Below are 25,107 nucleotides of genomic sequence, written 5' to 3' on the forward strand. Positions count from 1 at the left end.
TGGAGCGGGACGCAATCACGCGCGCCGTCCCCCCGTCGCGAGACGGCGGATCTGCACCATGGCCATGGGCGTCTTCAGACTGTCGGCGTCGGTTTCCAGTGTCAGCTCGTCCTTGCCGCGCTTGGTGGTGCGGGCGAGGATTTCGAACACGGCGGCCGTGGTGGATTGCAGCGCCTTTTCGCCCGACAGGCCGGCGAGCTTGCGCGCCAGGAACACCGCGCCGGTGAGATCGCCGAGCCCGTTCGGCACGCCCTCGATGCGCCGATGCTCGGCGAGGATGGCAGCGTCATGCTCCACCAGAAGATTGCCGATGCCCCCCCGCAGGAGCGGATAGGCCGAGGTGACGACGACCGAGCGCGGCCCCAGCGCGCTCGCCGCTTCCACCAGATGTTGGTTGCCGGAGAATTCGAGGCCGGTGAGGAACTCCAGCTCGAAGCGGTTGGGCACGGCGATGTCGGCAAGCGGAATCAGACGGTCGCGGATCGCCTCCAGAACCGGGCGCGGCTGGTAGAGCCGGCCCGCCCCGTCCGCCCCGCCATCGCCGAGCACGGGATCGCAGAGATACAGCGCGCGCGGGTTCTTCGCCTTCACCGCCTGGACCAAAGCGGCGGTGGCCTCCACCTGCTCGGCCGCGCCGAAATAGCCGGAGATGACCGCGCCGACCTCGCCCAGCCAGGGCGCGTTCGCGAGATCCTGCATGAAGGCCGCAAACGCGCCGGGGTCGGGGACGATGCGCGTCGAAGGCCCGTGGCCGGGATGCCAGGGCAGCGTCACGGTCGGCACCGACCAGACGGGATAGCCCAGCGTTTCCAGCGCGAAGACCACGGCCCGGTTGCCCACCGTGCCGCGCGCGACATGGGACGAAATGGAGATGACGGCCGGTTTTTCGTCCGACGCGGAGGAGGGTTGGGACATGAAGGTCTGGTTCACTCCGCCATAAGCTGTCCGACCAAGACGAAGGCGAGCACGATGAAGGCGGCAAGCCCCGCCAGCCGCCCGATCCGCGTGCCCCAGACCTCGATCCGGTCGGCCGGGTCGGCATCGCCGGCCCAGAAATGGCGGCGCGCGCCGAGCACCATCCGCTCCACGCCCGCCCCGGTTTGCGGCTCGGTCTCCTGGCGCACACGGCGCAGGATCGCCTCGGCCTCTTCGCGGCGCTGCTCGTCGTCGGATCGTCCTGTCATGGCCGCGAACCTGACCCAAAAGCCGGTCATGAGCAAGACGAGCCGCTCCGGCCTCCTCGCAAAAAACCAAGGTGTTGGATGGCGACGAGGATCGCGTCGCTGCGACCCTGCCCGGCGCGACATCCTGCCCCATATGGGCCACCATATTATCAGCCCGCCAAGGGATAGCGCCCATGTCCGCTTCCGTCGCCTGTCCGACCGCCCGCCCGCGCCTGGCGCGGCTTCGCCTCGCCGTGGTGCTTCTCTTTCTGGCGCCTGTTCTCTCGGCTTGCGGGATCAACAACGTGCCGACGCTGGAAGAGCGCGCCAAGGCGACCTGGGGCGAGGTGCAGAACCAGTATCAGCGCCGCGCCGACCTGATCCCCAATCTGGTGGAGACCGTGAAAGGCTATGCCGCGCAGGAGCGCGACGTGCTGACCTCGGTGACGGAAGCGCGCGCCAAGGCGAGCCAGACCACGATCCGCGCCGACCAGCTGACCGACCCCGCCGCCGTGCAGCGCTATCAGGCCGCGCAGGAGCAGCTTGGCGGGGCGCTGTCGCGTCTTCTGGTCACGGTGGAGCGCTATCCCGACCTGAAGTCCAACGCCAATTTCATGGCGCTGCAAAGCCAGCTCGAAGGCACCGAGAACCGGATCGCGGTGGCGCGGCGCGATTATATCGAGGCGGTGCAGGCCTATAACACGGAGCTGCGCACCATTCCGGGCCGCTGGATCGCGGCGATCTTCTACTCGGACGCCAAGCCCATGCAGGTCTTCGAGGCGCGCACGGGGGCCGAGATGCCGCCGCCCGTCTCCTTCACGCGATAAGGCGCGGCGACAATGCGCGCCCTCGCCTTACGTGACGTAGCGGCCCGATCCCTTGCGCGGAGAGCCGGCCAGGAATGGTTTGCGGCGGGCCGAAGCGGTGGGCCGCTTCGAGGCGCACGGGGGCGCGACATCAACCTTGCCGATGCGCCTTCGGCTCAAGCCTGCCCGCGTCCGGTCGGGCCTTTTGCTCTGCGGTTTTGGGCGGCGGCGCTGGTGCTCCTCGCCGCGATCCTTCTCGTCTCGCCGGCCGGAGCCCAGACCTTCCCGCCCCTGACCGGCCGCGTGGTGGACGCCGCCGGCCTGCTCGACCCAGCAACCCGAGCCGCGCTGACGCGCGAGCTGGAAGCGTTCGAGACACGTTCGAGCGATCAGGTCGTCGTCGCCACCGTACCCGACCTCCAAGGCTACGAGATCGAGGATTACGGCTACCGGCTTGGCCGCGCCTGGGGCATCGGGCAAAAGGGCGAGAACAATGGCGTCATCCTTCTGGTCTCGCGCGGTGACCGGCGCGTGCGCATCGAGGTCGGCTACGGGCTGGAAGGCACGCTGACCGACGCCCTGTCGCGTCTCGTGATCGAGGGGGACATTCTCCCCCGCTTCCGCGCCAACGACTATGCCGGCGGCATCAAGGCCGGGACAGAGGCGATCCTGCAGATTCTCGGCGGCGACGCAGCCGAGGTGAAGGCCCGGGCCGAGCGCAATCGAGGCTGGCAGGAGGGCGATGGCGGCGGCTGGCTGACCCTCGGCGTCATTCTCTTCATCCTCGCCGTGGCCATCGGCCCGCTCGTCCTCGCCTTTCTGGCGCGCCTGTTCGGCGGCGGCGGGCGTGGGGGGCCCGGCGGCGGCACGCCCTTGCCCGTGCGACGGCGACGGCGCGCCTTGCCCGTCGGCCCCGTCTGGGGCGGCGGCATGGGCTCGGGCTGGGGCGGCGGGGGTTCGTCGTCGGGCGGCTTTTCAGGCAGCGGCGGGTCTTTTGGGGGCGGCGGCGCCTCGGGCAGCTGGTAGGAGACGGGGATGGCGCTTGGCTTCACACCGGACGATCACGCGCGCATCGCCAGCGCCATCGCGGCGGCCGAGCGCCAGACGAGCGGCGAAATCTACGCCGTCTTCGCCCGGTCGAGCGACGATTACCGCTTCGTCGCGGCGAGCGTCGCGCTGGCTTTGTCGCTCGCGCTCGGCTGGGTCGCGACCGTGATCGCCTCTCTCGCCGGCCTTGCCGTGCCGGCGCTGGCGGTGGAAACGGCGCAGCTCGTCGGCGCGGCACTTCTGTTCGCGCTTCTGCGCTCCTCGCAGCTCACCATGCTCTTCGTGCCGCCCGCCTTGGCGCGGATGCGCGCGGCGCGGCTGGCGCGGGCGCAGTTCCTCGCCCACAATCTGCATCGCACGCCCGAGCGCACCGGCGTCCTGCTCTTCGTTTCGGAGGCGGAACATTATGCCGAAGTCATTGCCGACGAGGGGATCGCGTCCGCCGTGGACCCGTCCGAATGGGAGGCGATCGTCGCTCATCTGACGGAAGCCGCGCGCGAAGATCGGCTGGTGGAAGGCTTCGAACAGGCGGTCGGCCGCTGCGGAGCGCGGCTCGCCGCGCGCTTTCCGCCCGACCCCAACAGGCGCAACGCCCTGCCCGACCGTCTGGTGGAAATTTGAGCGGCCTGCGCAATCTTCGCTCCGGCCCGAACCGCAATCGTCTTGTCGCGAACGCATTATAGACCGTTGCTGTTGTAGAAGAGCCCCGTCGCGACGCGGGGGAGCTGCGCCGTCCGATCTTCGACCGGACCCCGGGAGGCGGTGCCGCCGAGGCCCTTGAACGTCGAACGGAGCGGCCCGACGCTCCATGGCCCAGAACGAGGAAACACCATGCAGGAAACGACTGGCGAGAAGCGCGCCATCCTCGAAGCCGTCCTGTCCCGGCTTGGCCCCGGCGGCCCGGCCGCCCGGCTTGCGCCACTCCTCTTCGCGCGGCCGCCGGCCGAAGACCTCGCCCCCTTCGATCCCGCCTTCCTCGCTCGCATGGCCGAGCGCGCGTCCGAGCTTCTCGCCGGCCACCGCCCCGGCCAATCCACCGTGGTGGTGGAGCGCCTGTCGGAGGGTGCGCGCCTCGGCCAGGGTGTGACGCTGGTCACGCTCGTGCATGACGACATGGCCTTTCTGTTCGATAGCGTGACCGCCTGCATCGCGACCAGCGCGCCGGCCATCCACGCCGTCTCCCATCCCGTCCTCGACGTAACGCGCGATGCCACCGGCGCGCCGACCGAATTTCGCGCCGCCGGCCGGGACGGCTCGGGCGGCGAGCGCGTGAGCCTGATCCAGGTCGCCATCGAGCCCACCGCCGAGCCCAAGGCCGAAGCCGCGCTTGCCAGCGATCTCGAAGCCATCCTCACCGAGGTCGCCATCGTCAACCGCGACCATCGGGCGATGTATGCCCGCGTGGAAGACGCCGCTCGTGAGATCGAAGCGCGCGCCGCGAGCGAGAGCGACGCGCAGCGCGCGAGCGACGAGCGCGAGGGCGCGGCGCTCCTGCGCTGGCTCTGCGACGACAATTTCATCTTCTTCGGCCTTCGCGACTTCACCTATTATCCCGAAGGCGAAGCGCTGCGCCGCAACGAGGGCACCGAACTCGGCATCCTCACCAACCCGGACGTGCGCGTTCTCCGCCGAGAAGCGCCGGGTTCGGCCACCAGCGCCGAGGTTCGCGCCTTTCTGGAAGACCCCGCCCCGCTCATCGTCGCCAAGGCGAACGCGCGCTCGCGCGTCCATCGCCGCGTCTATATGGACTATATCGGCATCAAGCGGCGCGACGCGGAGGGCCGCCTCGTCGGCGAAACCCGCATCGTCGGTCTGTTCACGTCCGGCGTCTACACGGCTTCCGTGCTCAGCATCCCGCTTCTGCGCCGCAAGGCCGAGGCGGTGATCGAGCGGTTCGCCTTCTCGCCCCGCTCGCACTCGGCCAAGGCGCTGCGGGTCGCGCTCGATTCCTATTCGCGCGACGAGATGTTCCAGATCGACACCGATCTCTTGGAGCGCTTCATCGGCGTCATCACGGAGCTCGGCGAGCGCCCGCGCATTCGCGTCCTGCCGCGCATCGACCGGTTCGACCGCTTCGCCTCGGTTCTCGTCTTCGTCCCGCGCGAGCGCTACGACGCGCGGCTGCGCGACGAAATCGGCCTGCTTCTGGCCGAGCGCTACGACGGCCATGTCTCGGCCTGGTATCCCGCCTTCCCCGAAGGCTCGCTCGCCTCGATCCATTTCATCATCGGCCGTCGCGGCGGGGTGACGCCGCAGCCCGACCCGGCGGACCTCGAAGCCGAGATCGCCAATCTGGCGCGCGACTGGATGCTCGGCTTCGAGCGCTCCAGCGCCGCCGCCGGCCGCTATGACGCGTTGATGGCGCTGGCCCCCGGCCTGCCGGACGGCTACCGCGATCTCGTGCCGCCCGACGAGGCGGTGGGCGACGCGCTGCATATTCTGACTCTTTCGCACGAAGAGCGTCTGGCCGCCGATTTCTACCGGCGCGAAACGGACGGCGCGGATGTCCTGCGCCTGCGCCTCTACAATTACGCCGAGCCGCTCTCGCTCTCGCGCCGGGTGCCCATCCTCGAAAACATGGGCTTCTCGGCGGTGGCCGAGCGCTCCTTCGAGGTGCGCCGGCCGGACGAGACCACGGTCTGGCTGCACGACATGGAGCTGGTGCTGCGCGCGGGCGGCGCGATCACGCTTCCCGATGGCGGCGCGGCGCTGGAGGCGACCTTTGCCGCCGTCACCGACGGGCGCATCGAGAATGACGGGTTCAACGCGCTGATCTTCGCCGCCGGCCTCGACTGGCGCATGGCCAATGTCCTGCGCGCCTATGCCCGCTATGTCAGGCAGACGGGCTTTGCCTATACGGACGCCTTCATCGCGCAGGTTCTGGAGCGCCAGCCGGCCATCGCGCGTGATCTGGCCGAGCTTTTCACCGCGAGCTTCGACCCGTCGAAGGCCAGCCGCGAGGATGCGCTGCCCGACGATCTGAAGGGCGACGGCGAGGCCGAGCGCGCGGCCAAGCGCGGGGCGCTCGCCATTCTCCAGCGCCTGCGCACGTCCCTCGACGCGCTGGAAACGCTGGACGAAGACCGCGTGGCCCGCCGGCTTCTCTCCGCGATCCTGGCGACGCTGCGCACCAATTTCTACGCGGTACCGAAGGTTTCGGCCGATCCGAACTCGCGGCCCGCCCAGGTCGACCCTGCGCTCGCCTTCAAGTTCGATCCGCATCTTCTGGAGGGCGTCCCCGCGCCCGTGCCCTATCGCGAAATCTTCGTCTTCGACGCGCGCGTCGAGGGCGTCCACCTGCGCTTCGGCCCGGTGGCGCGCGGTGGGTTGCGCTGGTCCGACCGGTCCCAGGACTACCGCACCGAAGTGCTCGGCCTCGTGAAGGCACAGCAGGTCAAGAACGCCGTGATCGTGCCGGTCGGCTCCAAGGGCGGCTTCTACCCCAAGCGCCTGCCCGACCCCGCGCAGCGCGATGTCTGGTTCGAGGCCGGCCGCTCGGCCTATATCGTCTTCATCGCCTCGCTCCTGTCGGTCACCGACAATATCGATGCGGCGGGTGAAACGGTGACGCCGGACGGCGTCGTGCGCCTCGACGATCTCGATCCCTATTTCGTCGTCGCGGCCGACAAGGGCACGGCGACCTTCTCCGACACGGCCAATGCCGTGGCCGAAGCGCGCGGCTTCTGGCTGGGCGATGCCTTCGCCTCCGGCGGCTCGGCTGGCTACGACCATAAGGCCATGGGTATTACCGCGCGCGGTGCATGGGAGGCCGTGAAGCGGCATTTCCGCGAGATGGGCTCCGGTGACAAGGCTTGGGACATCCAGTCCGAACCCTTCACGACGGTCGGCTGCGGCGACATGTCGGGCGACGTGTTCGGCAATGGCATGCTGTTGTCGGAAAAGACGCGCCTCGTCGCGGCCTTCGACCATCGCGACATCTTCATCGACCCGCAGCCGGACACGGCGGCCTCCTATGCCGAGCGTCGGCGTCTGTTCGATCTGCCGCGCTCCTCCTGGAACGACTACGACCGCGCGAAAATCTCGGCGGGCGGCGGCGTCTTCTCGCGCCGCGAAAAGCGCATCACGCTCTCAGTCGAGGCGGCCGAGGCCATCGGTTGGGACAAGCGCTCCGGCACCCCGCAGGAGGTGATCTCCGCCATCCTGCGCGCGCCGGTCGATCTTCTCTGGTTCGGCGGCATCGGCACCTATGTGCGCGCGCGCGCCGAGACCAACCAGGATGTCGGCGACCGCGCCAATGACGCGGTGCGCATCACCGGCCGCGATATCCGCGCCAAGGTCGTGGGCGAAGGCGCGAACCTCGCCCTCACCCAGCAGGCGCGCATCGAGGCGGCGCGCGCGGGCGTGCGCCTCAACACGGACGCGATCGACAATTCGGCGGGCGTCAACACGTCCGACGTCGAGGTCAACATCAAGATCGCGCTGCGCGCGGCCATGGCGGGCGAGCGTCTATCGCGGCCCGACCGCGACACGCTTCTCGCTTCCATGACGGACGATGTGGCGCGCCTCGTCCTCAGCCACAATTACGAGCAGACGCTGGCGCTCTCGCTGGAGCAGCGCGCCGGCACCTCCCGCCTCGCCCTACAGACACGCCTCATGAACGTTCTGGAGGAGACCGGCGCGCTCGACCGCACGGTGGAAAACCTGCCGAGCGATGCGGCGATCGCCGATCTGCGCGCCAAAGGTCAGAGCCTGACACGGCCCGAACTCGCCGTTCTCCTCGCCTATGCCAAGATCGACCTGTTCAACGGCATCGTCTCCGGCCCGCTGCCGGACGATTCCTATTTGCATGAGCGGCTCGTCTCCTACTTCCCGCCGGCCATGCGCGAGAGCTTCGCGGCCGAGATCGACGGGCACCGCCTGCGCCGCGAAATCGTGGCGACGCGCCTCGCCAACGATCTTGTCAACCGCCTCGGCCCGAGCTTTGCCGTGGTGCTGCGGGATGCAACGGGGCGCAATGCCAGCGCGGTCTGCCAGGGCTTCGTCCTGGCGGCGGATGGCTTCGAGGTGCACGATCTTCTCAAGCGCATCGACGCGCTCGACAACGCCCTGCCGGGAGAAGTTCAGAACGAGCTTTACGCCTCGGTCTCGACCTTCCTTCAGCGCGTGACGGTCGGACTCGTGCGGGCCGGCACGAGCGATCTCGGCCCCGCCGTCGCGGCGCTGCGCGAGCGCGTGCGTCTTCTCAAGCCGCAACTGGCCTCTCTCGCCAGCGAGCGAGCGCGTCAGGCCTTCGAGGCGGCCGAAGCCGGCCTCGTCGAGCGTGGCATCCCGCAGGATCTGGCCACCGACCTCGCCCTCCTGCCGCTTCTGGCACTGGTGCCCGATATGGACGCCGTTTCACGTGAAACATCGCAGCCGATCGAAGCGGTCGTGCGCGCTCTGTTCGAACTGTCCCATGCCCTGCGCATCGGCCAGCTCGAAAACGCGCTCGGGACGCTCCGGCCGACCGACTATTACGAGACCCTGGCGCTGGAGCGCGCCGCCAGCCAGATCGCCCGCGAGCGCCGCCGCCTGACGGTGCTGGCGCTGCGAAACGGCAACGGCGAAGACCCGGTCGGCTCTTGGCTCGCCAGCCAGGGCGACGCGCTGCGCGACGCCAGCGAGCAGATGGCGCGCCTCGCCGGCACCGGCGAAACCTCCGTCTCGCGCCTGACGCTGGCCGCCGGCCTCTTGCAGGACCTCGGCCACTGAGACGATGACAGGGCCGGGCCGTTCCTTCGGGAACGGCCCGGCCCTTCTTTTGCTGGAAACCGAGTTCGGTCGACCGCCGGAATGATGGTCCGCCCCTCCTTGATTAACGTTCCTTCCAAGGCGTCTCAGCCAGGAACACCGCCCCTTCCCTGCGGATCAGGCTCTCGTCATTCCCAAGGGGAAGTGCGGCTCGTGCGAAATCGCGAGAAACATCCGCCGCGAAGACTTGGCTTTCGAGTGCTCTCCTGATGCCGAATTGATACGGCCACATCGCTCTGTTCAGTTTCCAGCCCTCACCATCTTCCCTCAATGACTGCAAAATCATACAGATAATGCATCCATAGATTGCAGGATGCCTGATGGGAAAGACGATCATCTCCGTTCAGTATCTGCGTGGGATCGCCGCGCTGATGGTCGTCTACTTCCACACCAAGGTCTATCTCGCGGGATATGCTTGGGGCGTTCCGAGAAATTTCGGCTATTCCGGCGTCGATCTGTTCTTCTGCATCAGTGGTTTCATCATGATGCACACCACGCTCGGCCGCCCGGTCCAACCCGCGTCTTTCCTGCGAAACCGGCTCTTGCGAGTCTATCCGCTTTACTGGCTGCTGACCCTTTCCAGCCTCGCGCTCTACGTGATCGCACCGTCCGCCTTTATCGATGGCTCGGCCAGTCTGGGCCACGCGATCCTGTCGCTCCTGCTGATCGCGCATTTCGATGCGCCGGTGCTGAGGATCGGCTGGACGCTGGTCTATGAGATCTTCTTCTACGCGCATTTCGCGCTGACGCTTTGGGCGACGCCCCATCGCAGACTACCTTTGCTCTGCGCCCTCATCATCGGCCTCGTCGCGCTCGGTGCCCTCTGCGCGCCGGAAAGCCCGGTGTTGCAGACCTATACGCATCCTTTCCTCCTGGAGTTTCTGGCGGGCGCAGCTATCGGCGCCGCCTTCCGCTCCGAGCGTTTCACGCAGCTGCCGAGCGGGTTGGCGATCCTCTGCCTTCTGGCAGGCGTCGGCCTCATCGCCCTCGGGATGGAACGGCGGGGCGGCGACGGGTTCTCGCGCGTGCTGTGGTTCGGATCGGGCGCGGCGTTGATCCTGTTGGCCGGTCTCGTCTTCGAGCGCAGAGGGCGCCTCTTCGCCAGCCGGTGGCTGCACGACATGGGGGACGCCTCCTATTCGCTTTACCTCACCCATCCCTTCGTGCTGACCGGCTTTCGCCAGATCGGACGCCGCCTCGGCGTCGCGGATGGAACCGCCTTGGTGCACGGCCTCTGGGTCCTGGCCGCGATCTCCACCGCGATCGTGACGGGATGGCTGACCTATCGCCTTGTGGAGCAACCGCTTCAGCGCGCCTTGCGCGAGCGTGGCTGGAACGGGCGTGAGACGGTGGACCGTCTGCCGGCGAACGCCGCAGCCCAAACCTGAATGCCTGATTTGGACCGGGAGCAGGTTTTTCCCCGTCCTATCCCATCCACCCGACAGAACGTGGGGACGGTTGGCCTAGCGCCATAACCAAGGCCGAGGAGGTGCAGCGGGTCGAAGCGGTTGAGCCCATAGAGAGATGAGCAAGGCCATCCGACACCAGGCGGGTCTCTGGTCCGCATGAGACGTCAAAGCCCGCCGGGGCTTGCCGAATGGACGATACCATCCGGCGGGAGATGCCATGCGGGGCGATCGCGATGCCTTATTCCGTCAGCCGATCGTCCTGACGGATCGGGCCGGCAGCACCCCGGCCGCCGGCCCGACAGTGGTCATTTCTTGGTATCTTTCTGGGGCGTGGCGAACTTGCCGGGAACGCCGGTCGCCACGGGATCGACCTTTTTGGTCTTGTCCGCCTTCGGCTTGCGGGTTTCCTTGTTGCTGCGCATCTGACCCTTGGCCATCTCGTCCTCCACAAGACCGCCGCGCCCGGACGTCCAGGCGTCGAACCGACGATCGGTCGAGCTTTGTGGGCCGAATTTTCAGGCTCCACAAGCCGTTTCGTCGCGCCTTTCGAATGACAATTTGGAAAGGCCGCAAGGCTCGGCTAAACCGGTCGCGCTGCGTCCTCACGAGAGCCTGCCATGACCGAGCCCCCGTCCGCGATCCCGGCACAGGCCTCAGACGGTGCAGAGCCCCCCGCCTCGCCCTTGAAGCGCCTCTCCGTCTGGAGCTGGATCGGCTTCGATTTCGCCGCGCAGCCCTTCTTCACCGTGGTGCTCACCTTCGTCTTCGGCCCCTATTTCGTGGCGCATCTGGCGAGCGATCCGGCGGAGGGCCAATCGACCTGGGCGCTGGCCGCGAGCCTCACGGGGCTGTGCATCGCCATCGCCTCGCCCGTCGTCGGCCAATGGGCCGATCGGCGCGGGCCGGTCAAACCCATGCTCCTCCTCCTCGGCCTGGTTCAGGTTCTCGCCTGCCTCGCGCTCTGGCGGGCCGCACCCGGCTCGGCGCTGTGGCCGGTCGCGGTCGCGGTGGTGCTGGCGGGCGTCGCGGCCGAACTCTCGGTCGTTCTCAACGACACGCTTCTGCCAAGCCTCGTGCCCCGCGCCTCGCTCGGGCTCGTGTCCAACATCGCCTGGGGCACCGGCTATGTCGGCGGCATTCTGGCGCTTCTGGTCACGCTGGGCGGTCTGGCGGGCGATCCTGAAAGCGGCCTGACGCTGCTCGGCCTCACGCCCTGGTTCGGGCTCGATCCTGCCCAGTTCGAGGGCGCGCGCGCGGCCGGGCCACTCGCCGCGCTCTGGTACGTCGCCTTCGTCTGGCCGATGTTTCTGTTCGTGCCCGACCGCCCGCGCCGGGCAGCCTTGAAAGCGCCAGCGAGCGGGGGCGCGGTGCGCGCTTTCTGGCGAACCTTGGTCAGTGACCTGCGCGATCATCCGCGTCTCGCCCGCTTCATCGCCGCGCGGATGCTCTATCAGGATGGGATCAACGCGCTGCTGGTGCTCGGCGGGGCCTTCGCGGCGGCGACCTTCGGCTGGACGGTGACGGAGAGCGGCGTGTTCGGCCTGCTTCTGGCGGTGGCGGCGAGCTTCGGATGCCTGGGCGCGGCCTTTCTCGACAGGCGCTTCGGCCCCCGCCCCGTGCTTCTGACGGGCCTGTCGATGCTGACGCTGGCCACCATTGCCATCGTCTCGACCGGGCCGGACTCGACCCTGTTTGGCACGCTGGCCTTCGCGCCCGGAGCGGGGGCCAGCGGCCTCTTCGCCGCGCCGGCCGAAAAGGCGTTTCTTCTCTACGGGCTTCTGATCGGCATCGCCTTCGGCCCGGTTCAGGCCTCGTCGCGCTCGGCGCTCGCCATGGCCGTGCCGGCAGAGGACGCGGCGCGCTGGTTCGGCCTCTATGCGCTGGCCGGCCGGGCCACGGGCTTTCTCGCGCCCCTGCTGGTCGCGGTGCTGACAGCGCTCGCCAGCCTCGCGACCGGCCCGACCACCGCCACGCGCATCGGCATGGCCGTGATCGCGCTGTTCTTCGTCGCGGGTCTCGCGCTTCTGCCCCGGCAGATCGTGAAAGGGCGCGCTGCCCCCTGACGCAGACATGAGCGCGGACGAGGCGCTGCCGCCTCGCCCGGTTTCGTCTTTAGTGGCGGAAGTGGCGCATCCCGGTGAAGACCATGGCGATGCCATGCTCGTCGGCGGCGTCGATCACGTCCTGATCGCGCATGGAGCCGCCCGGCTGGATCACCGCCGTCGCGCCCGCCGCGACGGCCGAGAGAAGCCCGTCCGCGAAGGGGAAGAAGGCGTCGGAGGCGACGGCCGAGCCGCGCGTCAGCACCTCGCCGCCGGCCGCCTGCGCGGCGTCTTCGGCCTTGCGCGCGGCGATGCGGGCGGAATCGACGCGGCTCATCTGGCCCGCGCCGATGCCGACCGTCGCCAGATCCTTGGCGTAGACGATGGCGTTCGACTTCACATGCTTGGCGACGCGGAAGGCGAACTGGAGATCGGCCATTTCCTGCGCGCTGGGGCTGCGCTTGGTGACGACCTTGAGATCGAGCGCATCCACCGTGCCGGAATCCCGGTTCTGGACGAGGAGGCCGCCCGCGACGGACTTGACCAGAAGTCCCGGCGCGCGCGGGTCGGGCAGGCCGCCGGTGAGAAGGAGGCGCAGGTTCTTCTTGGCGGCGACGAGCGCGATCGCCTCCTCGTCGGCTTCCGGCGCGATGATGACCTCGGTAAACACCTTGACGATCTCGGCCGCCGCCTGCGCATCCAGCTTGCGGTTCAGCGCCACGATGCCGCCGAAGGCCGACACGGGGTCGCAGGCGAGCGCGCGCGTGTAGGCCTCGATCAGGCTGCCGCCTTCGGCGACGCCGCACGGGTTGGCGTGCTTGATGATGGCAACGGCCGCCGTGCGGGCGGGGTCGAACTCGGCCACCAGCTCGAAGGCGGCGTCCGTGTCGTTGATATTGTTGTAGGAGAGTTCCTTGCCCTGCACCTGCCGGGCAGTGGCGACGCCCGCTCGGTTGGAGCCGTCGAGATAGAAGGCCGCGCTCTGATGCGGGTTCTCGCCATAGCGCAGCGAGGAGGCGAGCGTGCCGGCAAAGGCGCGGCGCGCCGGGGCGACATCCTGCATGACGCCCGCGAACCAAGAGGAAACGGCCGCGTCATAGGCCGCCGTCATGCCATAGGCCTTGCCCGCGAGACGGCGGCGAAACTCCAGATCGACCTCGCCCTTGCTCTCGTCCATGGCGGCGAGGAAGCCGTCATAGTCGGAGGGGTCGGTGAGAACGCTGACATAGGCGTGGTTCTTGGCGCCGGCGCGGATCATGGCCGGGCCGCCAATGTCGATATTCTCGATGATGGCCGCCTTGTCGGCGCCCGAGGCGACGGTCTGCGCGAAGGGGTAGAGATTGACCACGAGAAGGTCGATGCCCGAAATGCCGTGCTCGTCCATGGCCGCCTGATGCGCCGGGTCGGCGCGCATGCCCAGAAGCCCGCCGTGGACGCTGGGGTGCAGCGTCTTCACGCGCCCGTCCATGATCTCGGGAAAGCCGGTGATGTCGGAGACGTCCCGCACGGGCAGGCCGGCCGCCTCGATCGCCGCGCGGGTGCCGCCGGTGGAGATCAGCTCGACGCCGCGCGAGGCGAGACCCCGCGCCAGATCCACGAGCCCGGTCTTGTCGAAGACCGAAAGCAGCGCGCGGCGCACGGGATGGCGATCGGGGGCGGGATAGAGATTGGCGGCGACGGCCATGGGCGGCACTCCGGCAGCAGGGGCGGCGGATGGCGGGGCGCGGGAGAAGCCCCGGAACGATCGCCTCCCCATAGAGCGCAAACGCCTGGGGAACAACGCCTCGGCGCGAATTCCGTCCTCTCCCCGCGCGGCCATCGTTCGATATCCCGTTGCGAGCCGATGAAGGGGTGTCGAGACGGCGGGGTGGGGGCGCGGTCGTTCGGCCGGCGAACGTTGGCGGTGCCGCGCGACCGCCCCGCCCCGCATGGCCGGCGAAGCTACGCTTCGTTCTGTCCCGGATCGCGCTTGCTTTGTCGCCTTGCGTTAGCAGAGCCAGTTCGCCCGCAACGGTCTGATAATGGGTGTTTCGCTTCCGCAAAGCGCCCGACGCCGATGATGTCACGTCCGTTTCGGCTGAGCCGGGCCAAGATGCGCGCGCGAAAATCCGCCGGGCCGCCGGGTTGTTCGATAGAGGCGGCGTGGACCATCCGGACGCACCGCAAGCGTCAATCGGGTCGAGCATCGAATGGCGGGTTCGAGCGGGCGTCCCGCTCTTGCGGCAAGCGAGGCTGCGGGAAACGGGCGTGAGCCTACAAGTCCCACGGCACGAGCCACCCATGGGATCGCTGTCGCTTGCGGGCGGGGTTCGAAGCATCCTTGTGCGTGTCGGCGGAGGCTTCCGTGAGAATGCGCGGCAGCGGATGTGGCCGATGCCGGATTGCTTCAAATGCGGGGTCTCAAGGACACCACATCGCCAAGGAAGCCCGGCGGGCGTTGAAACAGTCGCCTATCGCCGTGGCCAGGCAAAGGTCCGTCGCGGCTGATCCCGCCGGAGCGATCGAGGTCGCGCGTGGCTAAAGGCCTGCCAAAGCCGCCTCTCCGCCATCGGGCCGCAGCGCGGCGGTCTGACCGGCGTCAGGCGCTCATGCGCTCGAAGCCGGCCTCCGTGTCCAAATCCAGGGCGAAGCCCGCGTCGCTGCGCTCCGGTGAGACCGGCGGCGCGGCATTCGCGCGAAGGCGCGTCGAGGCCCGCGTGGGTGCGGCTGGAGCGTGCTCCGCGCGCGCGGTCTGGATACGGGTCTTCAACTCGCGCACGCTTTCCTGGCGGGACGGGGCGACCACGGCGGGGCGTTCGGCCCCTGCGCGAAGTCGAAAGAAGCTCGTGTTCTGCGTCAGCCGCTGCGCTTCGCCCGAAAGCTGGTGCGCGGTGGCGGCCATTTCGTTGGCGGCGCTCGCATTGCCCTGCGTGACCTGGTCGAGCTGCTGGATGGCCTGATTGATCTGCTCCACGCCGATCGTCTGCTCGCGGCAGGCGGCGGAAATCTCGGACACGAGATCGGCCGTCTTCTGGATGTCGGGCACCAAAGCGTTCAACATCCGCCCTGCTTCTTCCGAGGTCAGCAGCGTCTGGGCCGAGAGCTGGCCGATCTCCTGCGCCGCCGTTTGGCTGCGCTCGGCCAGCTTGCGCACTTCCGAGGCCACGACCGCAAAACCCTTGCCGTGCTGGCCGGCGCGGGCCGCCTCGATGGCCGCGTTCAGCGCCAGAAGGTCGGTCTGGCGCGCGATCTCCTGCACCAGCGCGATCTTTTCGGCGATTTCGCGCATAGCCTCCAACGAGGCGCCGACGGCCTGACCGGCCTTCTGGCCGCTTTCAGCGACCTGCGTGGCGATCCGCTCGGTGGTCGCGGCATTGTCGCCGTTCTGGCGCACATTGGCGCTCATCTGCTCGATCGCGGCCGACGCCTGCTCCGATGCGGCGGCCTGCTGCGTGGCGCCCGAAGACATCTGGTCCGCCGTCGCGGCCGACTGTAGGGCGCCGCCTGCCACCTGTTGGGAGGAGGACAGGACCTGCGACATGATCTCGGACAGCTTGGCGCTCATCTGGTTCATGGCGCGCAGGAGTTCGCCGATCTCGTCATTGCCCTTGACAGCGATGGTCTGCGTGAGATCGCCCGAGGCGATATCGTTGGTCAATTGGACGGCACGGCCCAGCCGACGCGAAATGGAAAGCGACATCCAGACCGCCGTTCCGAGGCCCAGCAGGAGGCAGGCCACGATGGTGGCGATCATGACGGCGCGTGCGGAAACGTAGGTCTGATCGGTGTCGGCGGCGAGCTTGTCGGCAAACGCCGTCTCATGGGTCAGAAGCTCGCGGGCATTTGTCGTCAGTTGCAGAAGTGCGGGCCGCATCTTGCTCAGCATCAGGCCAACACCTGCCTGAGATCGATCGCCGAGGCCCGCCACGAAAGCCTGGTCCAAGGATTCCCGCAAGGAGTTCCAGTCCGCGACCGCCGCCTTGGCCGGCACGATCATCGAAGCGGGGTCGCTTGCGGCCGCAAGGACCGTGAAGTTTCGACCGGCGCTTTCCATCAGCGTGGCATAGTCCGTCCTCAACGACGCTTCGGCCTGCGGGTCGGGACGTTTGCCCGCCCGCTCCACATAGACCACCAGGGTCGGCAGAGCCGATCGTAACTCCGATACCGCGTTGCGAAGCGGACCGGTCGCATTGGCGGCCGCCAGCGTTTCTTGCAGGGAATGCAGTTCGCCCGTCAGCCGTTTGAAAAGGGGAGCGATCTGGGTTCGGTTGATCTCCTCAGCCTGAACGATCGTGTTCTGTTCCAGAAGAGCGTCGATGGACTGGAACAAGGGCGTGATGGCTTGCCAGCTTTCGATCAGCGCCGTCGCCTTGGCGATCGCCTCCAGATGGCTGGGCGTGATGCCATCGCGGTAAGCCTGCAATTCCTTCAATGTGGCGTCGATCTTGCCTGTGATCGCACCGCGCAGCTGGCTTCGCGCGTCCTCGGTATCGACCAGAGCCAAAGCCGCCATGGAACGGCCGACCGCCTCGGTCTCGGCCACGACATTGGCCAGCCGGCGAGATTGGGCGAACGGATGGTCCACGAAGTTTTTCATCGTTTGGTTGGCGGAGCCAAGCGCCGCGACGCCCTCGTAGCCCGCGACCCCCATCAGCAAGAGCACCACGCCGAAACTCACGCCAAGCTTCAACTTGATCGATGTACGCATCGCCAGACCCACCTTACCGAAGAAAAAGATCATGAGATACGGCGTTGAATTATTCGTGAATCGGACTCATCTTTTGGTGCCGTAAGATTCGGAGCGCCCTGTCTCGAATAACGCAATCTTCCCTTACGACCGTTCGCGTTCCATTCAGCGGCGCGGTGGCCGGCACCGCGCCTTGAGCTCTCAGGCGCTCAGGCGCTCGAACGAAGCCTTGTCGTCCAGTTCGAGGTCGAACCCCTTCGCCTCGCCCTCGAAGCCCGTCATTTCGTCGGGAACCTGGGCCTTGGGGGCCGCGACTGACTTGACGGGACGGGCGGGCTTGGCGCCCTCGTTCGCCGCGTGCTGGCTGCGCAGGGTCTGGATCCGGTCCTGGAGCCCCCGTACGGTCTCCTGGCGGGCCGGCGCGACCACGGGCGGGCGCGCCGCGCCGGCGCGCAGGCGGAAGGCGGCCGAGCTTTGCGCCAGTCGTTGCGCCTCGGCCGAAAGCTGCGCCGATGTCGCCGACATTTCGCCGGCCGCGCCGGCATTGGCCTGCGTGACCTGATCCAGCTGCTGGATCGCCTGGTTGATCTGTTCGGTGCCGATCGTCTGCTCCCGGCAGGCGGCGGAAATCTCCGACACGAGGTCGGCCGTTCGGCGGATATCAGGCACGAGCGCCTGCAACATGCGCCCCGCCTCCTGCGAGGTGAGAAGCGTATCGGCCGACAATTGGCTGATCTCGGAGGCTGCCTGCTGGGAGCGCTCGGCGAGCTTACGCACTTCGGACGCGACCACCGCGAAGCCCTTGCCGTGCTGGCCGGCGCGGGCGGCTTCGATGGCTGCATTCAGTGCCAGAAGGTCGGTCTGGCGCGCGATCTCCTGAATCACCGCGATCTTTTCGGAGATGACGCGCATGGCCTCCAGCGAGGCGGCGACCGCCGCGCCCGCCTGCTCGCCGCTGACGGCGACCTGCGTGGCGATCCGCTCCGTGGTCGAGGCGTTGTCGGCGTTCTGGCGCACATTGGCGGTCATCTGCTCGATGGCGGCGGAGGCCTCTTCCGAGGCCGCGGCTTGTTCTGCGGCGCCCGAGGACAGGCGCTCGGCCGTGATCGCCGACTGTGCCGAGCCCGTGGCCACATGGCCGGACGAGGCGACGACCTCGCTCATGATCTCGGACAGTTTGGCGCTCATGCGGTTCATGGCGCGCAGGAGATCGCCGATCTCGTCCGAGCCCTTCGCGTCCGCGACCTGCGTCAGATCGCCGTCGGCGATGTCGTTGGACAGTTTGGCCGCGCTCGCCAGCCGCCGCGAGATCGACAGCGACATCCACACGGCCGCCCCAAGGCCCAGAGCCAGCGAAGCGCCGACGACACCCATCAGAATCGTGCGGGTCGTCAGATAGGTTTCGCGCGTCTCCTGGGCGAGCTGGTTCGCCACACCGGCTTCGTATTGCGACAAAGCCTGGGCTTGTTCGGTGAGCTGGTTCAGGGCCGGGCGCACGCCGCTCGCCAGAAGGGCGGCGGCCTGAACCGTGCGGTCCGCCTCGCCCAAGGCAAAGGTCTGCTGGAGCAGGGGGCGCAGCTTACCCCATTCTCCCAGGCTCTCGCTCATCAGCGCCCCTGCGGGCCCCGTTCCCAGACTTGTGGAAAGGGTCGCAAATCCTTGGTCGGCTTGACCGAGCAACGTGTCGATTTGCTGCTTCAGATGAACCATCGTCTGCGCATCGACGCGGTTTGCAGCATCGGACACGATGAGGGCCAACATGGGAAGGATGGTGCGCAGGTTCGACAGTTGATCGCGCACACCGACATTCGCATTGACCTTGATCAGGCGTTCCCGAACACCACCCAGGCTTTCCTGCAGACGATCCAGCGTCGGCATGATCTGCATGTGGACGATCTCGTCGGCCTTGATGGCACTATTCTGGTCGAGAAGCCCAACCGTTTCGAGAAGCACCGGGTGCAGATGCTGCCAGCCTTCGATCAGCGTGGCGGCCTGCGCCAGAGCCTTGGTGTCGCCCGCGGCGATCTGGGCGCGATAGGCTTTCAGCTCCTCGATCGTGGCGCCGATCTGGGCTTCGCTGTCGTCCCGCAACGCGGCGCGCAGCCTGTCGTCGGTTTCATAGGAGAGGGCGCCGATCGAGCGACCGACGCTTTCGGTTTGCCTCATGATATTGGCGAGGCGCTTGTTCTGCGCGAACGGCCGGTTGACGAAGCTTTCCATCGTGTCATTGGCCGAGCGCAACGACGCCACACCGAAATAGCCGGCCGTGCCCATCATCGCGAGAATGACGCCAAAGCTGGCCCCAAGCTTCAACTTTATCGTCGCGCGCATACCGATCCCCAACCTTCTGAACTATAATATCTCCGTGTTATGCTGAAATATCGGTTAATTCGTGCAACGGTTGTTCATAAAGCCGCGCTAGAAAGCTCTGGCGCGCAGCGTTTCGTTCTTTTTCTGCCACGATATTGACGAGCGCTGCCACCTTTCCATATTCAGTCGGCCATAATAGTAATTAATACATACATTAGGCGCAGCATTTTCTACCGCGAGGCGCGCTACTGGAGCCGCAACGCGAAAAGGGCCCGACGCGTCAAACGCCGAGCCCTCTCACGAACCATCGATTTGACCCCGCCCCATCAAATGGAGAAGGGAGAACGGCCTTCGGCCTTTCGATCCGCAAGGGTTCGAAGCTGAGAAGGCTGCGTCCCGTAGCGCTTACGCAACCAGACGAATACGAGCGCCGCTTGCGCCACGGTTCGCTTCGTCCGCCGCCAGATTGTGCCGGTCGAGGGCGTGGAGCGCCTCGTTGATCTGCTGCGCGCCGACGCTCTGCTCGCGGCATGCGGAGGAAATCTCGCGCACCAGTTCGGACGTCCGCTCGATGTCGGGCATCAGCGACTTCAGCATGTCGCCGGCCTGCTCGGAGATCGTCACCGTGGAGGCCGACAGCGCGCTGATCTCGGCCGCGGCATGCTGCGAGCGCTCGGCGAGCTTGCGCACCTCGGAGGCGACCACCGCGAAGCCCTTGCCGTGCGTGCCGGCGCGCGCGGCCTCGATGGCCGCGTTCAGCGCCAGAAGGTCGGTCTGGCGCGCGATTTCCTGCACCACACGAATCTTGTCGGCAATAACCCGCATCGCCGTCACGGCTTCCGCCACGGTCTTCCCGGTGCGCAACGCGCTCTCGGCGGCATGCTGGGCGATCCGGTCGGTCTGCGTCGCGTTGTCGGCGTTCTGAGCGATATTGGCGGCCATCTCTTCCATGGCGGTCGAGGCCGCGACCGTGGCGTTGGACTGCGAGGCCTGCATCTGGGCCTGCTGTTCCTCCACCAGCTTCTGGGAGTGGATGTCGCGCACCGCGCCGCAGGTGCGGATCGGGTTGCCCTGCGAATCCCGCAGACAACCACCCACAGCCGCGACCCAGCGATAGCTGCCGTCCTTCATGCGAATGCGGTACTCGACTTTATATTCCGTCTTGCCCGTCTTATCCATCATGAAGTCGCCGAAGGCGCCAAACACATAGGACCCATCCTCTGGATGGACACGGTCCATCCAGGCTTGCAGCACGTTGGGAAATTCTTCGACGGTGGTGAAACCCAGAAGACGGCGAAACTCCATCGACCAGGACCAGCGGCTGTTCGGTGAGCCGGGATCGCCGTCGACGATCACCGCGTCCCAAAGACCGACACCGCAATCTTCGTCCAATAGATGAAGACGCTGCTCCAGGTCGGCCACCCGCTCGGCGAGTTGCTTGACCTTATTTTTCCGAAAACGGCTCAACATTGCAAGCTAACCTTATAAACGTAGCGGCAATGGCACTTTACGCCTTGAATCTTGATGTTTCGTATTGTCGAGAAATCCAATCGACGCGATTCCCCTCCTCCTTGGGGTGTTGTCGAGCGACGGGTCGTTACATAAGACGGATGATGCAACTTGCTGCGCCATGCGGGAGATGGAGAAGGGCATGACACCGGAACCAAGGCTCGGCTGCGGGATCGCGCTCTGGCGTGACGAACGGCTTCTTCTGGTTCGGCGGCGGCGCGCGCCCGAGGCCAGCACCTGGAGCTTTCCGGGCGGCAAAGTCGATCCGTACGAGCCGACGGAAGCGGCAGCGCGGCGCGAAACGCTGGAGGAACTGGGGATCGAGGTCGGGCCGCTCGAGCTTCTCTGCGTCGCGGACCTGATCGACCCCGAGGCAGGCCAGCATTGGGTTTCGCCGGTCTATGTCGCACAGGAATGGCAGGGCGAGCCCCGCCTCGTTGAGCCCGACAAGCACGAACGGTTCGACTGGTTCGCGCTGGACGCGCTGCCGGAGCAGATCTCGATCGCGGTCGTGACGGCCACCGCCGCGCTTCAGCGGCGGCTTCAGAGATAAGCCGGCTTACACCACACGGTTAGCGATAGTGCGCGGGGTTTCAGCGCCTGGTGGCGGCCAGGGCCTCGTCGCCTGGCTGCCGGCCCGCGCGCAGGGGCTCGGTGCGCCGGCCGAGGTCGTCCAGCGTGTTGGGCAGAACGGCCACGGCGCGATTCATGCCTGCGCAGCCGGCAAGGCTCGCGCAGAGAAGCGCCGATAAAAGGACAAGGCGAGACATGGACGGCTCCCGAACGGCATCCGCTTGGCCCCTCCGGGAGTGCGGATGCGTTGAAGGCTCGTCAGATAGGTCGGCTGTTCCCGATTGTCAGCCGCTGATGGTCAGTTCTGCCGCTCGAAGCACCAGCCGAGCTGCGTGCGCTCGGTGGGATCGAACACCATCGTGATTTGCAAGGTCGGCCGAGCGCCGCTCGCATCGGCGAAGAAGATCGAGTCCTCCAGCCGGGGCATGACCTCGCCGTAGAACCACCAGACCTCGCCACCATGGGACAGGCGGATGCCGGTCCGCGTCTCGTCGGCCACCACGTCCGGGTGGAGATGGAAGCGCAGAAGGCCCAGCGGCTCTTCGCTGGCGGCGCGGGTCGCGCGCCCGGTGGACGGCAGAAGCCGATCCACACCCTCGATTCGCCCGCCGTCGCGCGACAGATGAATCTGCCGCTCGTGGACGAAGCCGAAGGGCAGGCGGTAACCGTCATGGGCGGCGGTGAGCAACTGTCCCTCGCCGGTGTCCTCGCGCGTCACGGGCACGCGGGTCGGCCCCGGCAGAAGCGGCACGCCGAGATAGCGATCCACCACGGGCGACTTGGCAAAGCGCGAGGACGAATGGTCGGCGAGAACGAGGGTCGAATGCGCCGCCGTGTTGCGCGACAGGCGACGGCCAGCGTCTTCGGCGCGCGCCGTCGCGCCGCAATTGATCACCATGCGATGGCGGCCGGAGGAGAATTCGAAGGCCAGCGTGCCGGCATGAGCCTCGCCCGCGACGGCGGGCGCGGGCGGCACGCCGGTATCGGCCAGAAGCGTGGTGCCGCCGGCCGACAGGCGCTGGTAGCCGGACTGGCGCAGCGCCGAAACCGGCTCGCCCAGCGTTTCGTCATAACGCAGGAGCGCCAGCGCCATGGCCCGATCCGACAGGCCCATACCGTTGAACAGCGCCAGCGCCCCGTCGCCATGCTGGAAGAAGCGCAGCGCCAGGAACAGGCGGTCCATCGCGCTGAACAGGGCGCGCGGCATGGCTTGGTTGCGATGGGCGAAGAGCTGGCGCAGCGGCAGGAGATCGGCCAGCAGCGCCGGGATCGCCGCCGGGTTGCGCGAGATATGGCCGCCATCGGCGTAAAGCTGGCGATCCAGCTCCTCGCCCAGGAACTTGGCGGCCCAGCGCACATGGTAGCGCCGGCTCGGCTGGCAAAGGGCGGCGAAGGCCAGCGCAATCCGCGCGCGAAGGCGCGGCAAGCCGTCGGGCGCGGCGGAGGCGGCGCGGGCGAGGCGGCGCGTCTGGCGCGCCAGCGAGGTTTCGAAGCGCTGGACGAAGGCGGTGTCGGCCTGCGCCAGGATGATCGGCGCATGTGACAGCCAGCTGATGATACGGCGCGCCACCACGTCATGGTCGAAGGCCTGACGCGGCAGGACGCTGCGCTCGAAGCGCATCCAGTCGCCGACCAGAACGCGCGCCTGCTCGGCGGCGAGCGCGTCTCCCGCCTCGGTGAAATGGCGCAGCCAGCCGAAACCGTGCAGGTCCCCCGTCCAGCTGCGGGGCGCGGTGCGCAGAACGAAGGGCGAGGTCGTGCCGAAATCCACGATATGCCCGGCCAGCGGCAGACGCCCGATATAGAAGCTTTCGACCAGCGAGGCCTCGCCCCGGCGCAGGTCCGCGGGCACCGCGACCAGTCGCCCGGCGCGGCGCGCGACGGGCGAAAACGCCGTCATGGCCGGAGCCACGCCGCGCAGGCGGCGAAGCGTCTCGCGGACCATCAGCCCCGCAAGGCGTGGCTCATCGACAAATCCCGTCGTCATCGCAAGTCCCCCGACCGACAAAGCCGGCCCTGTGCACCGATCCGGGACGCGCGAGGCGAAACCGGATCGGTTCCTCTCGCAGCCCCTCTTGCCACGAGTTTTCCGCAATCAGGGTTAACAGGGCGCTAATGGCGCCTGAGCGTCGATCTGGAAACTGGGACGGGACGGTCCGCCCATGCCTGTTCGCCGGTGATCCGCCCCCGTGTTTCCCCACCCGGTGTCAGGATCGGGTCAGGCCGGGGCCAGCTTGCGCGCTCCAAAAGCAACCGCGCATCCCGAGACAGGCCCGCCATGGGGATCGGTCCTTCGGGCCAGCGGACGCAGCGCCGGGTGCGATCGCGGGGATCGGCTGGCCCGCGCAAAGGCCAGCCCGAGCCGCTCGGCGTCGGCTTGCGCCGCAAGACGCCGTTTCAGCCGTCTGGAGACGGGGTCCGGAGCCCACTGGACCGGGCTCTTCCCAAGCGCTGATGCCGCCAGACGTCAGCTGGCGCGGCGCAGCCGGGCGGCGAAGAAGCCGTCGAGGCCGGAATGCTCGGGCGTTTCGCGCCGGAGCATGGCGGGCGTCGTGCGCAGATAGCCCTCCGGCGAGATCGCATCCTCCAGACCCGGCACCTCTTCGGGGCGCACGGGCTCGACATGGAAGTCCGTGCGCGAAACCAGGAAGGCCCGCATCAACTCTTCACCCTCGATCGGGTCGAGCGAGCAGTTGGAAAACAGGAGCATTCCGCCGCGCGCCACGAGATCGGCGGCCCGGCCGAGAAGCCGCGCCTGCACCTCGGCGAGCTTGCGCACTTCTTCGTCATCCTTGGTATAGGCGACGTCGGGATGGCGGCGGATCGTGCCGGTGGACGAGCAAGGCGCGTCGAGCAGCACAGCGTCGAAGGGCGTCTCGGGCTCGAAGCGCATGAGATCGCTGCCGACGAACTCCGCCTCCAGCTTCAGCCGCGCGAAATTCTCCTTCAACCGGCGCAAGCGCGAGGGCGAAATCTCGACCGCCGTCACATGGGCGCCGGCCGCCGCGAGCTGCGCCGTCTTGCCGCCCGGCGCGGCGCACAGATCGGCGACGCGCTTGGCCCTGACATCGCCCATCAGCCGCGCCGGCAGGCTGGCGGCGGCGTCCTGCACCCACCATTCGCCCGTTTCGAAACCGGGGAGATCGCTCACCGCCTCCTCGCCCGGCGCGCGGCGGATCGTGCCGAAGGGCAGAAGCTCGCCGCCCAGCATGGCGCCAACGGCGGCGGGGTCGCTCTTGGCGGTGAAGTCGAGCGGCGCGGGCAGGCGATGCATGGACACGATGTCGAGCGCCACGGCCTCGCCATAGGCCGCCTCCAGCCGCGCCCAGAGCCAGGGCGGGCAGTCGAGGCGCGGATCGTCGAAGCGGGCGGCAAAGGCGTCCTTCTCGCGCGCGATGCGCCGCAGCACGGCATTCACGAGCCCGCTGAAGCGCTCGGTGCGCGGATCGACGGAGGCATGGGCGACGGCCAGATCGACGGCAGCGGAATCGGGCACGTCGAGATGCAGGATCTGCGCCGCGCCCACATGCAGGATATGGCGCAGATGCGCCGCGCGGCTCGGCAGCGGCCGGTCGAGGCAGGAGGAGACGATCGCCTCGATCGAGCCGCGCCGACGCAGCGCCGTTAGAAGGATGGCCCGCACCAGGCCCTGATCGCGCGCGGGGAGTTTCAGAAAATCGGGATGGCCGCCCTTGCGATCGGTCAGCCCGTCGGCCGAGGTCTTGGTGTCCACCACGGCGGCGAGCAGCCGGGCCGCCGTGCGGCGAGCGGGCAGACCGGCGCGCTCGGGCTCCGGGCTTTGTGCGGGGCGAGGGGTGCGGCCCTCGGGGC

At 67.8% G+C, this 25,107-nt stretch carries 16 protein-coding genes and 2 pseudogenes; 7 read left to right on the forward strand and 11 right to left on the reverse strand.

Going from position 1 to position 25,107, the window contains the following annotated elements:
• Positions 1–15 precede the first annotated feature (15 nt).
• Both pdxY and NS365_RS20530 read right to left on the reverse strand, forming a co-directional pair.
• Positions 16–915 (reverse strand): pyridoxal kinase PdxY, encoded by a 900-nt coding sequence (gene pdxY, locus NS365_RS20525; RefSeq protein WP_058602175.1) that lies wholly within the window; start codon positions 913–915, stop codon positions 16–18.
• 11 nt (positions 916–926) lie between these two features.
• Positions 927–1,184 carry a hypothetical protein gene (locus NS365_RS20530; RefSeq protein WP_058602176.1) on the reverse strand — a complete coding sequence of 86 codons (258 nt, stop codon included), beginning with the start codon at positions 1,182–1,184 and terminating at the stop codon, positions 927–929.
• A 173-nt stretch (positions 1,185–1,357) separates the two neighbouring features.
• On the opposite strand from NS365_RS20530, the gene NS365_RS20535 reads away from it, so the two are divergent.
• The 5 genes from NS365_RS20535 (at position 1,358) to NS365_RS20560 (ending at position 10,155) form a co-directional block, all read left to right on the forward strand.
• Complete coding sequence (locus tag NS365_RS20535; protein WP_058602160.1) at positions 1,358–1,990, forward strand: LemA family protein; 633 nt, start codon at positions 1,358–1,360, stop codon at positions 1,988–1,990.
• Between the two features lie 213 nt (positions 1,991–2,203).
• A complete protein-coding gene (locus NS365_RS20540) occupies positions 2,204–2,995 on the forward strand; it encodes a TPM domain-containing protein (RefSeq protein ID WP_244498517.1) in 792 nt (263 codons plus the stop codon).
• 9 nt (positions 2,996–3,004) lie between these two features.
• Positions 3,005–3,637: a TPM domain-containing protein gene (locus NS365_RS20545; RefSeq protein ID WP_058602161.1), complete on the forward strand. Its 633-nt coding sequence runs from the start codon at positions 3,005–3,007 to the stop codon at positions 3,635–3,637.
• Between the two features lie 210 nt (positions 3,638–3,847).
• Positions 3,848–8,728 (forward strand): NAD-glutamate dehydrogenase, encoded by a 4,881-nt coding sequence (locus tag NS365_RS20550; protein ID WP_058602162.1) that lies wholly within the window; start codon positions 3,848–3,850, stop codon positions 8,726–8,728.
• 359 nt (positions 8,729–9,087) lie between these two features.
• Complete coding sequence (locus tag NS365_RS20560) at positions 9,088–10,155, forward strand: acyltransferase family protein (RefSeq protein ID WP_058602164.1); 1,068 nt, start codon at positions 9,088–9,090, stop codon at positions 10,153–10,155.
• 326 nt (positions 10,156–10,481) lie between these two features.
• Here NS365_RS20560 and NS365_RS25245 read toward each other — a convergent pair whose 3' ends face one another.
• Positions 10,482–10,613, reverse strand: coding sequence for a hypothetical protein (locus tag NS365_RS25245; protein WP_275477513.1), 132 nt, complete (start codon positions 10,611–10,613; stop codon positions 10,482–10,484).
• Positions 10,614–10,793: 180 nt separating this feature from the next.
• On the opposite strand from NS365_RS25245, the gene NS365_RS20565 reads away from it, so the two are divergent.
• The gene (locus NS365_RS20565) at positions 10,794–12,239 is read left to right on the forward strand and encodes an MFS transporter (protein WP_058602165.1); all 1,446 of its coding nucleotides are present in this window, start codon (positions 10,794–10,796) and stop codon (positions 12,237–12,239) included.
• Positions 12,240–12,288: 49 nt separating this feature from the next.
• Here the strand turns inward: NS365_RS20565 and purH are convergent, their stop codons facing one another.
• The 5 genes and pseudogenes from purH to NS365_RS25270 form a co-directional block, all read right to left on the reverse strand.
• On the reverse strand, positions 12,289–13,902 hold the full coding sequence (purH, locus tag NS365_RS20570; protein WP_058602166.1) for a bifunctional phosphoribosylaminoimidazolecarboxamide formyltransferase/IMP cyclohydrolase: 1,614 nt from the start codon (positions 13,900–13,902) through the stop codon (positions 12,289–12,291).
• Positions 13,903–14,796: 894 nt separating this feature from the next.
• Complete coding sequence (locus tag NS365_RS20575) at positions 14,797–16,905, reverse strand: methyl-accepting chemotaxis protein (protein WP_082684752.1); 2,109 nt, start codon at positions 16,903–16,905, stop codon at positions 14,797–14,799.
• A 180-nt stretch (positions 16,906–17,085) separates the two neighbouring features.
• Positions 17,086–19,215, reverse strand: coding sequence for a methyl-accepting chemotaxis protein (locus tag NS365_RS20580; RefSeq protein ID WP_058602168.1), 2,130 nt, complete (start codon positions 19,213–19,215; stop codon positions 17,086–17,088).
• 411 nt (positions 19,216–19,626) lie between these two features.
• A pseudogene (locus tag NS365_RS25110) lies at positions 19,627–20,205 on the reverse strand (methyl-accepting chemotaxis protein); the annotation flags it as partial.
• Positions 20,206–20,211: 6 nt separating this feature from the next.
• Positions 20,212–20,664 (reverse strand): annotated as a pseudogene (locus NS365_RS25270) (PAS domain-containing protein); the annotation flags it as partial.
• Positions 20,665–20,845: 181 nt separating this feature from the next.
• On the opposite strand from NS365_RS25270, the gene NS365_RS20590 reads away from it, so the two are divergent.
• Positions 20,846–21,256 (forward strand): NUDIX domain-containing protein, encoded by a 411-nt coding sequence (locus NS365_RS20590; RefSeq protein WP_058602178.1) that lies wholly within the window; start codon positions 20,846–20,848, stop codon positions 21,254–21,256.
• Positions 21,257–21,296: 40 nt separating this feature from the next.
• Here the strand turns inward: NS365_RS20590 and NS365_RS24610 are convergent, their stop codons facing one another.
• The 3 genes from NS365_RS24610 to NS365_RS20600 all read right to left on the reverse strand — a co-directional run.
• Positions 21,297–21,473, reverse strand: coding sequence for a hypothetical protein (locus NS365_RS24610; protein ID WP_156418315.1), 177 nt, complete (start codon positions 21,471–21,473; stop codon positions 21,297–21,299).
• A 101-nt stretch (positions 21,474–21,574) separates the two neighbouring features.
• The gene (locus NS365_RS20595) at positions 21,575–23,263 is read right to left on the reverse strand and encodes a heparinase II/III family protein (RefSeq protein WP_153003883.1); all 1,689 of its coding nucleotides are present in this window, start codon (positions 23,261–23,263) and stop codon (positions 21,575–21,577) included.
• A gap of 480 nt (positions 23,264–23,743) precedes the next feature.
• On the reverse strand, positions 23,744–25,107 hold a 1,364-nt coding region (locus tag NS365_RS20600; RefSeq protein ID WP_058602171.1), incomplete at its 5' end, for an RsmB/NOP family class I SAM-dependent RNA methyltransferase.

The sequence above is a fragment of the Aureimonas ureilytica genome, from assembly GCF_001475935.1.
In the GTDB taxonomy this organism is placed as follows: Bacteria; Pseudomonadota; Alphaproteobacteria; order Rhizobiales; family Rhizobiaceae; genus Aureimonas; species Aureimonas ureilytica_A.

Coding starts and splice junctions, on each gene's coding strand:
- pdxY (WP_058602175.1), bottom strand. CDS start 915: ATGTCCCAACCCTCCTCCGCGTCGGACGAAAAACCGGCCGTCATCTCC.
- NS365_RS20530 (WP_058602176.1), bottom strand. CDS start 1,184: ATGACAGGACGATCCGACGACGAGCAGCGCCGCGAAGAGGCCGAGGCG.
- NS365_RS20535 (WP_058602160.1), top strand. CDS start 1,358: ATGTCCGCTTCCGTCGCCTGTCCGACCGCCCGCCCGCGCCTGGCGCGG.
- NS365_RS20545 (WP_058602161.1), top strand. CDS start 3,005: ATGGCGCTTGGCTTCACACCGGACGATCACGCGCGCATCGCCAGCGCC.
- NS365_RS20550 (WP_058602162.1), top strand. CDS start 3,848: ATGCAGGAAACGACTGGCGAGAAGCGCGCCATCCTCGAAGCCGTCCTG.
- NS365_RS20560 (WP_058602164.1), top strand. CDS start 9,088: ATGGGAAAGACGATCATCTCCGTTCAGTATCTGCGTGGGATCGCCGCG.
- NS365_RS25245 (WP_275477513.1), bottom strand. CDS start 10,613: ATGGCCAAGGGTCAGATGCGCAGCAACAAGGAAACCCGCAAGCCGAAG.
- NS365_RS20565 (WP_058602165.1), top strand. CDS start 10,794: ATGACCGAGCCCCCGTCCGCGATCCCGGCACAGGCCTCAGACGGTGCA.
- purH (WP_058602166.1), bottom strand. CDS start 13,902: ATGGCCGTCGCCGCCAATCTCTATCCCGCCCCCGATCGCCATCCCGTG.
- NS365_RS20575 (WP_082684752.1), bottom strand. CDS start 16,905: ATGCGTACATCGATCAAGTTGAAGCTTGGCGTGAGTTTCGGCGTGGTG.
- NS365_RS20580 (WP_058602168.1), bottom strand. CDS start 19,215: ATGCGCGCGACGATAAAGTTGAAGCTTGGGGCCAGCTTTGGCGTCATT.
- NS365_RS20590 (WP_058602178.1), top strand. CDS start 20,846: ATGACACCGGAACCAAGGCTCGGCTGCGGGATCGCGCTCTGGCGTGAC.
- NS365_RS24610 (WP_156418315.1), bottom strand. CDS start 21,473: ATGTCTCGCCTTGTCCTTTTATCGGCGCTTCTCTGCGCGAGCCTTGCC.
- NS365_RS20595 (WP_153003883.1), bottom strand. CDS start 23,263: ATGACGACGGGATTTGTCGATGAGCCACGCCTTGCGGGGCTGATGGTC.